Source organism: Gilliamella bombi (assembly GCF_900103255.1).
Classification (GTDB): Bacteria; Pseudomonadota; Gammaproteobacteria; order Enterobacterales; family Orbaceae; genus Gilliamella; species Gilliamella bombi.
Window position 1 is genome coordinate 19,612 of sequence record NZ_FMWS01000033.1, and the last position, 9,788, is coordinate 29,399.

At 35.1% G+C, this 9,788-nt stretch carries 11 protein-coding genes and 1 pseudogene; 4 read left to right on the forward strand and 8 right to left on the reverse strand.

Annotation, left to right across the window (positions count from 1 at the left end; all coding sequences use genetic code 11):
- Positions 1-2: 2 nt before the first annotated feature.
- Genes rfbB through B9N71_RS06980 form a run of 5 tightly spaced genes read right to left on the reverse strand, consistent with a single transcriptional unit; the run spans position 3 to position 4,295 of the window.
- On the reverse strand, positions 3-1,034 hold the full coding sequence (gene rfbB, locus B9N71_RS06960; protein ID WP_051634314.1) for a dTDP-glucose 4,6-dehydratase: 1,032 nt from the start codon (positions 1,032-1,034) through the stop codon (positions 3-5).
- Between the two features lie 2 nt (positions 1,035-1,036).
- The gene (locus tag B9N71_RS06965) at positions 1,037-2,278 is read right to left on the reverse strand and encodes a sigma 54-interacting transcriptional regulator (RefSeq protein WP_208610460.1); all 1,242 of its coding nucleotides are present in this window, start codon (positions 2,276-2,278) and stop codon (positions 1,037-1,039) included.
- Complete coding sequence (gene nagZ / locus B9N71_RS06970; protein WP_085165044.1) at positions 2,259-3,302, reverse strand: beta-N-acetylhexosaminidase; 1,044 nt, start codon at positions 3,300-3,302, stop codon at positions 2,259-2,261. Before nagZ ends, B9N71_RS06965 begins: the two co-directional genes overlap by 20 nt.
- Positions 3,302-3,940, reverse strand: coding sequence for an LpoB-related protein (locus B9N71_RS06975; RefSeq protein ID WP_085165046.1), 639 nt, complete (start codon positions 3,938-3,940; stop codon positions 3,302-3,304). Before B9N71_RS06975 ends, nagZ begins: the two co-directional genes overlap by 1 nt.
- A 7-nt stretch (positions 3,941-3,947) precedes the next feature.
- On the reverse strand, positions 3,948-4,295 hold the full coding sequence (locus B9N71_RS06980) for an HIT domain-containing protein (RefSeq protein WP_065590873.1): 348 nt from the start codon (positions 4,293-4,295) through the stop codon (positions 3,948-3,950).
- A 400-nt stretch (positions 4,296-4,695) separates the two neighbouring features.
- Here B9N71_RS06980 and rpsF point away from each other — a divergent pair, with 400 nt between their 5' ends.
- Genes rpsF through rplI form a run of 4 tightly spaced genes read left to right on the forward strand, consistent with a single transcriptional unit; the run spans position 4,696 to position 6,075 of the window.
- Complete coding sequence (rpsF, locus tag B9N71_RS06985) at positions 4,696-5,079, forward strand: 30S ribosomal protein S6 (RefSeq protein WP_065590872.1); 384 nt, start codon at positions 4,696-4,698, stop codon at positions 5,077-5,079.
- The gene (priB, locus tag B9N71_RS06990) at positions 5,063-5,371 is read left to right on the forward strand and encodes a primosomal replication protein N (RefSeq protein ID WP_065560729.1); all 309 of its coding nucleotides are present in this window, start codon (positions 5,063-5,065) and stop codon (positions 5,369-5,371) included. The genes rpsF and priB overlap by 17 nt, the downstream gene beginning before the upstream one ends.
- Positions 5,372-5,375: 4 nt before the next feature.
- Entirely contained in the window at positions 5,376-5,603 is a 228-nt protein-coding gene (rpsR, locus tag B9N71_RS06995) for a 30S ribosomal protein S18 (RefSeq protein ID WP_025314965.1), read from the forward strand.
- A gap of 22 nt (positions 5,604-5,625) precedes the next feature.
- Positions 5,626-6,075, forward strand: coding sequence for a 50S ribosomal protein L9 (gene rplI / locus B9N71_RS07000; protein ID WP_085165048.1), 450 nt, complete (start codon positions 5,626-5,628; stop codon positions 6,073-6,075).
- Between the two features lie 53 nt (positions 6,076-6,128).
- Here the strand turns inward: rplI and ggt are convergent, their stop codons facing one another.
- The 3 genes and pseudogenes from ggt to B9N71_RS07015 form a co-directional block, all read right to left on the reverse strand.
- Positions 6,129-7,790 (reverse strand): gamma-glutamyltransferase, encoded by a 1,662-nt coding sequence (gene ggt / locus B9N71_RS07005; RefSeq protein ID WP_370738306.1) that lies wholly within the window; start codon positions 7,788-7,790, stop codon positions 6,129-6,131.
- Between the two features lie 655 nt (positions 7,791-8,445).
- Positions 8,446-9,582 (reverse strand): annotated as a pseudogene (gene celB, locus B9N71_RS07010) (PTS cellobiose transporter subunit IIC); the annotation flags it as partial.
- 18 nt (positions 9,583-9,600) lie between these two features.
- On the reverse strand, positions 9,601-9,788 hold a 188-nt coding region (locus B9N71_RS07015; RefSeq protein WP_143421972.1), incomplete at its 5' end, for an IS3 family transposase.

A 9,788-nucleotide genomic window follows, 5' to 3' on the forward strand; every position in this document is an offset into this window, starting at 1 on the left:
AGTTATCCTTGAGTTTCTATATTATTTAAATACCATTCAATAGTTTTTCGCAATCCACTTTCAAACTTTTCTTGTGGCTTCCAGTTTAACTGTTTTTGAATTTTCGATGAATCGATGGCATATCGATAATCATGGCCAGGTCTATCAGATATAAATTGAATTAAATCTTGATATCGTTTGATTCCATTTGGGCGTTTTGGAATAAGTTCATCCATCATTGAGCAAATAATTTGTACTGTATCTAAGTTCGTATATTCGCTATTTGCACCAATATTATAAGTCTCGCCAATTTTACCTTTATTTAAGACAGAATATATAGCTTTGACATTATCTTCTACATATATCCAATCACGTATTTGTAAACCATCTCCATAAATGGATATGGGCTTGCCTGCCAGTGCCTTAAAAATTACAGATGGAATCAGTTTTTCAGTATGCTGGTAAGGTCCATAATTATTGGTACTATGTGTTATAATGGTTGGTAACTCATATGTGCGATACCATGCTTTAACTAAATGATCACTTGATGCTTTAGAAGCGGAATAAGGACTACTTGGTGAGTAGGGTGTTACCTCTGTAAAAAATGATTTCGTACTACCTAGATCACCATAAACTTCATCAGTTGATACATGGATAAAACGAAATTTCTCTTTATTCTCATCAGACAAATTATTCCAATAATTTCGAGAAGCTTCTAAAAGTGTAAAAGTTCCTATAATATTACTTTCAATAAAAACAATAGGACTGGTTATTGAATTATCTACATGGCTTTCAGCCGCTAAATGAATCACAGCATCGGGGTGATATTGTTGAAATACACGATCCAATGCTTGTCGATTACAAATATCAACTTGTTCAAAAATATATCTTTCACTGCTAGAAGCCATTGCTAGCGAGTTCAAATTTGCCGCATAGGTTAATTTATCAATATTAATGACATGATCTTGAGTATGTTCGATAATATATCGAATGACAGCAGAACCAATAAATCCAGCTCCTCCTGTTACTAAAACTCTTTTAGTGCTATTAAACAAATTTACCGCCCTATCCCATAATCCCGCAACTTATTTGCAATCGCTGTATGCGACACACCTAATCTTTTGGCCAGCTTTCTTGAGCTTGGGTATTGATCATATAATTTTAATAAGATCTCTTTTTCAAACTGTTTAGTTATTTCATCAAGAGTTTTATTTTCAATATTGTTGACCCACGATAATTGCGATGTGATTGGAGTCGGTAACACAATGTCTTTGACCGTTAACCTAGGCGAGGTCAATTGCGCTAATGCCGAATAAAGTATGTTTTTAAGTTGCCTTACATTACCTGGCCATGAGTAACGGGTCAAATTATCAATAACATTATCGTCAATTGTTGGTGGTATGATGCCTTGTTTATTGGCATATTCATTTACAAAAATATGCGTAAGTTGAGTTATATCATCTTTGCGTTCTTGTAAAGAAGGTAGATTAAGCGATAATACATTCAGCCTATAATAAAGATCTTTTCTAAATTTACCTTGTTCAACCAAATCAGCTAAATCGACTTTTGTTGCACAAATAATTCTAACATCGACATAAACTTCATTATCATCACCCACACGGCGGAAATAGCCATCATTGATAAAACGTAATAATTTAGTTTGCATTTGAAAAGACATCTCATCAATGCCATCAAGCAATACTGAGCCACCGTTGGCTTGTTCAAAAAAGCCTTTTTTACCCTCAATAGCGCCAGGATAAGCGCCAGCTGCATGCCCGTATAATTCACTTTCAACAACCTCATCAGGCATAGCTGCACAATTTAAAGCTAGAAAAGCCTGATCGCCACGAGAACTGTATTGATGGCAAGCATTAGCAAGTAAATCTTTACCTGTACCAGTTTCGCCAGAGATAAGCAATGGTTCTCTTTGCATTGAGAATGCTTTAGCTTGAGCGATAAGTTTTTGCATGACTAAACTTTGGCTGGCAAAAATATCAAAAGCTTGAGAACCAACAACCTTTATTTTTGATAACCTTTTTTTTAAATACTCAATTGGTTGTAAAATAAATATTGTTTTAGATGATTCCATCACTTTTTGCAATAAAACGTGCTGAGAATTTAACACAATAATCGTATCATCTTGTCCATCTATATTTATTGTATTATCAAGATTGAAGACCTTTTTATAATTAAAGGGTTGATTTAATACTAAATCGTTTTGAGCAAATAGTGCTCTAGCTACATGATTATAGGCAACCAGAAGTTGGTCATTATCCATTTCAATGATTGCTGCTTGCATACTCTGTCCACTTTTCATTAAGTTTTAATAAATTATCACGACGATGTTGCCACTCAGAACTTTTTGTTAATTCTACATAGGTGATTTTTGTATTGGTTAATAAACATTTTGCTTTATCTGATGTTAAGGAATGAATCTTATCTAATGCTGCTAATTGGTCTAAAATAGCTAATGTCCCTTGTCTATTATTACAAGCCAAAAGCAGATCACAACCAGCAGCTAACGCAGCTTGGGCTCGCTCAGCATGATTCCCCATTACTGAAGCACCTTCCATTGATAAATCATCAGAAAAGATTACACCATCAAAATGTAATTGCTCACGAAGCACTGTTTTAAGCCAATATGGCGAACCGCTAGCAGGTTTATTATTAAAAGCAGGATAGATAACATGAGCAGGCATGATTGCATCAAGTTTTTTATCCGCAATCAATTTGGCAAAAATTTGCATATCAAGTTCAATAAGCGACTTTTCGCGATGATCTACAGGCGTTTCTTTATGTGAATCAGCAATCACATGACCATGCCCAGGAAAATGCTTGCCTGTAGTTTTCATACCTGCAGCATGCATACCATCAATCATAGCGGAAGCAACTTGATAAGCAATATCGACATCTTGATGAAAAGAACGTGTACCGATAGCAAGACAATCGTGACCTAAATCTAAAACGGGCGCATAGCTAAGATCGATATCAAAAGCAATAAGTTCCATAGCAAGAACCCAACCGGCATCAAAAGCCAAAGACTTTGCTTGCTCAAGGTTATTAAGTGCCGCAAACGATTGCGCAGGAGGAATTGCCGTAAACCCCTCTCTAAATCGCTGAACTCGCCCACCTTCATGATCGACCGAAATTAATAAACGCTGTGAAGAGGCAGCTCGAATCTGTTTTATCAATGCCATCAATTGAGCTTGATCTTGATAATTACGACTAAATAAAATCACCCCTGCAATCAACGGATTTTGCAACAGTTTTTTATCTTCTTCAGTTAATGCTAAACCATCAACATCAATCAACAACGGCCCCATTATTGATTATCTCCAATTTGTTTTGATTGTGCATTACTATTGCTATCAGACGGTTTTGGAAAATCTTTCGACGCAACTCTAATTAATATTTCGCCACTTTTCGTTGAAAGTAATTCCATAGCTAAATCGGCATCAGTACTTTCGCTTGGCACTTTATAAATTGTTGTAAAAAGGACATAATTTGCATTCATCGACTTAGCTAAACCAATCATCTTACCTCGTGACACAAGCTTATCATCAGCCGAAATACCCAGTGATTGTTTAGCTTGGATTATCGCTTGTTGATCAACTACAGTGAATGTATTTTGTTTGTGCATTAATTGATGCAATGCATCAGCAATTTTATTATTGGCAAAATAATCACCACTACGGTTTTGGATATCGCTAATTAAAATCAACTTATTATCTGAGTCTAAAGATGACGAACTCACTAATTTACTGATAAATGGTGATAATACCGAATTCCAATCAGTCTGTTTAGCAATTTCAGGAGGCATTTCAATCATACCAGTATCATCAGGCTGAGTAACATCTACAGGTGGTTTCACCTCAACTTTTTGGGTATTACTAATAAGGTGACACCCCGTTAAAGCAAAAACCAGTGAACTTGTAACAAATATGCGCTTGATCTGTTTCATATCATGATTAACCTATTAATCTACCTAAATTTTTACCGCCTAATAAATGCATATGAAGATGAAAAACTTCTTGCCCTGCATCTTTATTACAATTCATGATTAAACGATATCCACTTTCATCAATACCTTCTTGTTTTGCAATTTTGGCAGCAACAACCATCATATGCCCAATAATGGTTTCATCTTCTTCCTTAATATCATTAACGGTTGGAATTAGTTTATTTGGGATAATCAACACATGAGTCGGCGCTTGAGGAGAAATATCACGAAATGCTGTCACCTTATCGTCCTGAAAAACAATATCAGCTGGGATTTCTTTTCGAATGATTTTGCTAAAAATAGTTTCCTGAACCATCAAACACTCCTTTTATACATACGTCTATAAGTAAAAATGATAGGTACTCATAAGCATAGCATATTTTGATAACAAAAATGTATAGAAATCGTTACATTTTAAAATGCATTTTTACAACCACAAAAATCGGTCAGGAAAGGTATTGATTTCATTGAAGTTTTTCCTGCTTTTTTTTGACGTTTTTCAAAAGAATTTCATAAAAAACAGTCATAAAAACAGATACTTCCTATCAACTAAAAGTGACACTGTCTTACAAAGAATCTTGGCATATTCATTTGTCAAACCCAATAACTTGATATATAATGCCTCGTCGATTTTAACCGCCTATTTTTCATGTTCCTTGCTTTCAATGGGTTGCGGTTGCCCCGACAGAAAGCTGATTAATCCGTAGGGAGCGATAATGCGTCATTACGAAATAGTATTTATGGTTCACCCAGATCAGAGTGAACAAGTACCTAGTATGATTGAACGTTATACTGGTACGTTAACCACTGATGGTGGCAAAATCCATCGTTTAGAAGATTGGGGTCGTCGTCAATTAGCCTATCCTATCGAAAAACTGCACAAAGCACATTACGTGTTAATGAATGTTGAAGCAACTCAAGAAGCTGTTAACGAGCTTGAAGATAGCTTCCGTTTCAATGATGCAGTAATTCGCAGTTTAATTATGCGCACAAAACACGCTGTAACTGAAGCTTCACCTATGTTAAAAGCCAAAGATGAACGTCGTAGTTCTGAAGAAGATTTTAACGAAGTAACCATGGACGATGATTCCGACGAATAATCGTTTAATGTTATCGGGTATTGTAAAAAAAACTCCGATACGAAAAATCAGTCCAAGTGGGATCTCGCATTGTCAATTTTATTTAGAACATGTTTCTAAACAAATCGAAGCAGAACTTACAAGACAAGCATGGTGCATAATGCCTGTGATTGTTAGTGGACAACAAGAGCTAAGTTACATAAAAAAAGGCAGCAAAGTTTTAGTTAGTGGCTTTATAAGCACACATACTAAACGCAACCAAACAAGCCAACTTGTTTTACATGCTGACCAAGTTAAACTATTAGGAGAATAGCCAAATGGCACGTTATTTCCGTCGTCGCAAATTCTGCCGTTTTACTGCAGAAGGCGTTAAAGAAATTGATTATAAAGATGTTTCTTTATTAAAAAGCTATATCACAGAAAGTGGTAAAATCGTACCAAGCCGTATCACTGGTACTAGCGCAAAATATCAACGTCAATTAGCTCGCGCAATCAAACGCGCTCGTTACTTGGCATTATTACCATATACTGATAATCATCAGTAATTAGCAACAGAGGGAACATATAATGCAAATTATTCTACTCGATAAAGTTGCTAATTTAGGCAGCTTAGGTGATCAAGTTAATGTTAAAGCAGGTTACGCACGTAACTTTTTAATTCCACAAGGTAAAGCTGTATCAGCAACTAAAAAGAATATCGAATTCTTTGAAGCTCGTCGTGCTGAATTAGAAGCTAAGCTTGCAGAAACATTGAAAGCAGCTGAAGAGCGTGTTGCTCAAATCAATGCACTTGGTAAAGTAACTATTACTTCTAAAGCCGGTGATGAAGGCAAATTATTTGGTTCAATCGGTACTCGTGATATCGCTGATGCTGTTAAAGCTCGTGGTATTCAAGTATCAAAAAGCGAAGTTCGCTTACCAAATGGTGTACTGCGTACTACTGGTGAACATGAAGTGTTCTTCCAAGTACACAGCGAAGCATTTGCTAAACTTATTATTGATATTATTCCTGAATAATTATCCAACAATAAATACAAAAAGACCCGTCATTATGGCGGGTCTTTTATTATCTATTTCACAATAATTGATTTACCTCGACCTCGAATATCTGATACGGCTTCGGGTTTATTGTCGGTAATTTTTATGGCTTGAATATCACCGCTAAAATCTTGCTGTTTAAAATGATAACCCATCTGTTTAAGTTTATCTTTTAACTTTTCTGGCACTTTATTTTGAAAACGCTCAATAAAGATAAGATTCGCTGGTAATAGTTGATGATGATAACGCGGAGCATCCATTGCCGCTTTTAATGACATATGATTATCAAAAACATTTGTCACAACTTGAAAGATTGAAGTAAAAATCCTTGAACCACCTGGTGTACCAATGACCATTGCAACTTTGTTATCTTTAATAAAAATACTTGGTGTCATAGAAGATAAAGGACGTTTATTTGGTTCTATTGCATTAGCATCTTTGCTCACGACACCAAATTGATTAGCAACACCTGGTTTACTACTAAAATCATCCATTTCATTATTTAGAATGATACCAGTGCCTTCTATTACAACAGCAGATCCAAACCAACCATTAAGTGTATAAGTATTCGATGCGGCATTGCCCCATTTATCCACAATCGAAAAATGTGTAGTTTGTAACTTTTCACGATTATTATCTAAACCTGGTTTAACTTTTTCAGTAATCGAAATCGCTTTTGGATTAACTTGTTTCGCTCTCTGCGCTAAATAATTAGTATCAATCAATTCAGTGACAGGTACAGAGATAAAATCAGGATCTCCCATATATTCGGCTCGATCGGCAAAAACACGTTTTTCTATTTCTGCTAACAAGTGAATATATTGCGCTGAATTTACTTTTACCTCTTTGAAATCATTCGCTAAATATTGTTTCATTAATAATAATTGAATTAAACCAACACCTCCTGAGCTTGGCGGTGGAGCAGTAACAATCTGCATATCATGCCAGTTAGCAATTAAAGGATCTCGCCATTTAACCTTATAATTTGCTAAATCATTTTCAGTAATTAAACCTTCATTTTTCTTCATCTGTTGTGCAATTAATTTAGCCGTTTCACCTTTATAAAATCCATCGCTACCTTGCTGGGCAATACGATCTAAAACTTTACCAAGCTCAGGTTGTTTAAATATTTTCCCTTCTTGCATTGAACCAAAGTATTGCTTAAAGTGACCATTAGCAGGCGCAAGTTCTTGTGCCTCTTGATAACGTTTAACTAGTTGTTTGTCTACAACAAATCCTTCATTGGCAAATCGAATAGCTGGTGCTATAACCTCTTTCCAAGGTAATTTACCAAAACGCTGATGAACCGCCCACATACCAGCAACAGTTCCAGGCACTCCCGATGCTTTGTAAGAATATAAACTCAAATTAGGAATCACATTTTTATGATCATCAAGATACATATCTTTATCAGCTTTACTTGGTGCAACTTCACGATAATCAATAAAATAAGGCTTACCGTCCATCCAAAGAGTCATAAAACCACCCCCACCAATATTACCCGCTTCAGGATAAGTAACAGCAAGAGCAAATGCGGTGGCCACCGCAGCATCGGCTGCATTTCCACCTTTTTCGAGCACTTCTTCGGCTGCCTTTGCACCATAATAATCGGGCGAAGCAACTGCGGCAGCTGTTAATTTTTGTGTTACGTTTTCGACAGCTAGTACTTGTTGGCTTATCAGTAAAAATACCATAAAGTAGCAATACTTTATCAATTTACGTTTAAGAGAAAACATTTTGTACCTCCAAATTAAAGTATCATTTATCGTACCCACATAATCCCCAAATACATAAAGCGCATTAATAGATCATGCAACAATAAGTTAAGGGTAACCATCAATATAGCATAGAAAACAAAAATACTGATCGAATATTGATCAGTTATATAGTACATATTTACTCTAATTTACCATTTTAATGGAGTAGCAAAGATTACTAGAACTAAAAAATAATTAACGCAATTATAATTTACTCAATAGAGACTGATGATTAAATGTGAAATGCAATCGATGATAATTAAAATTTGTTATAAAATTTCATCTAGAAGTTTTAAAAAATACTTTCGTTTGGTGTAAAAAATTTTTTACAAAATTAACTGAAAATATCAACAATGATGTATTTTCTTAACACAGTTAGCGAATAAAATATTCTCCGTCTAAATAAAACTGATTTTTGTTAAAAACTTTCAGGAAACACTACGTTTGAGTATAAATTTGAGTATAAAACAGTAGTGAATTTAGTAGGGATGATTTCTTAAATCTCAGAGAAAATAAGCATAATTGATATTTATGATTTTAGCTAAAAAAGAGCGTAATCTTTAATGAAATGTATACGCCCTTATATAAAAAATTAAGCTGTTTGAATTTGGTTTTCTGACTTACCTTGCTCATCTTTATACAATTTATTGTCATATAATTTGACAAAAGGAATATAGATTAGCAAAGCTAAAATAGCCGAGAATATGGCAACAATAGCCGCTTTATAATCACCGCCAGTACTAATAAATGCCCCTAATCCCATTGGGGATGGCCATGGAATTAATGCGATGATTGGATGAATAAAACCAGTATTAATAGCCAAATAACCTAATGTTCCGCAAGCCATAGGTGCTAAGAAAAAAGGGAGAGCTAAATAAGGATTGTATACAATCGGCATACCAAAAATAACTGGTTCGTTGATATTGAATATTGCAGGTACTGCAGATGCTCGCCCTAAGATTTTTAGTTGGCTAGACTTAGCAAAAAACGCAATAAAAAATGTCATTAATAAAGTAGAACCTGATCCCCCTAAAATCACGAGTGAATTATTAAATTCACCAGCAAAAGGAATATGTGCTCCCGCTGTATTTTCAGTCATATTAGTTAACATAATAGGGGTAATAAATGCTCCAATAATACTGGCACCATGGATCCCAACCACCCATAGCGCATGGATTAAAAATAGGATAACCATAATACCCAACCAGCTTTTGGTAAGATTGGTTACAAAAGCAAACGGTACAGCTATAATATTGAAAATATCAGTACCAAAATAGATGAAAATACCATTAACAATGATCACAAAAAAGGCAATTACAAAAGTTGGGATCAGTGCGGTAAAAGATCGCGAAACACCTAATGGCACTGTTTCAGGCATTTTTACAACCCAATTTCGTCTAACACATAAAAAATAGAGGTTAGTTGCCACAATGGCCATAACTATTGCAATAAATATACCTGATGTACCCAAGCGAAAGATAAAGGGTTGTAAGCGTAGTCCATTAAAGACTAAATTATTTTGATCATTAAGTAAGGTAATAACCCCATTTTGCATGATCAGTTCAGGCAAAGTCATGAAAAAGGCAAAAACAGATAACATCGCACCATTAAGAGCATTAACTTTAAGGCCTGTTTCTTCTGCTTCGATTTTAGTTAGTTCATAACCAACAACAAAGTTAAAATAAAGAGCCAAAATACCGATTGTCGCTGTGTTAGCAATCATATAAAGTGGAATGGCAACACATTTTCAAACAAAAAAATTAAGGGGTAAGTGTTTTTTAAATTCAACGGGAGGCAAGTAGCCTAACGAAGAATGTAATCGTTTATGATTATACCAATAGGCATAAGCCGAAAAAGCGCGTTGTAACTCAGCCGTTGAGTTGAAACGTTGGCCTTTTACAAATTCCGTTTTAATTGTTTTAAATGTCGCTTCCG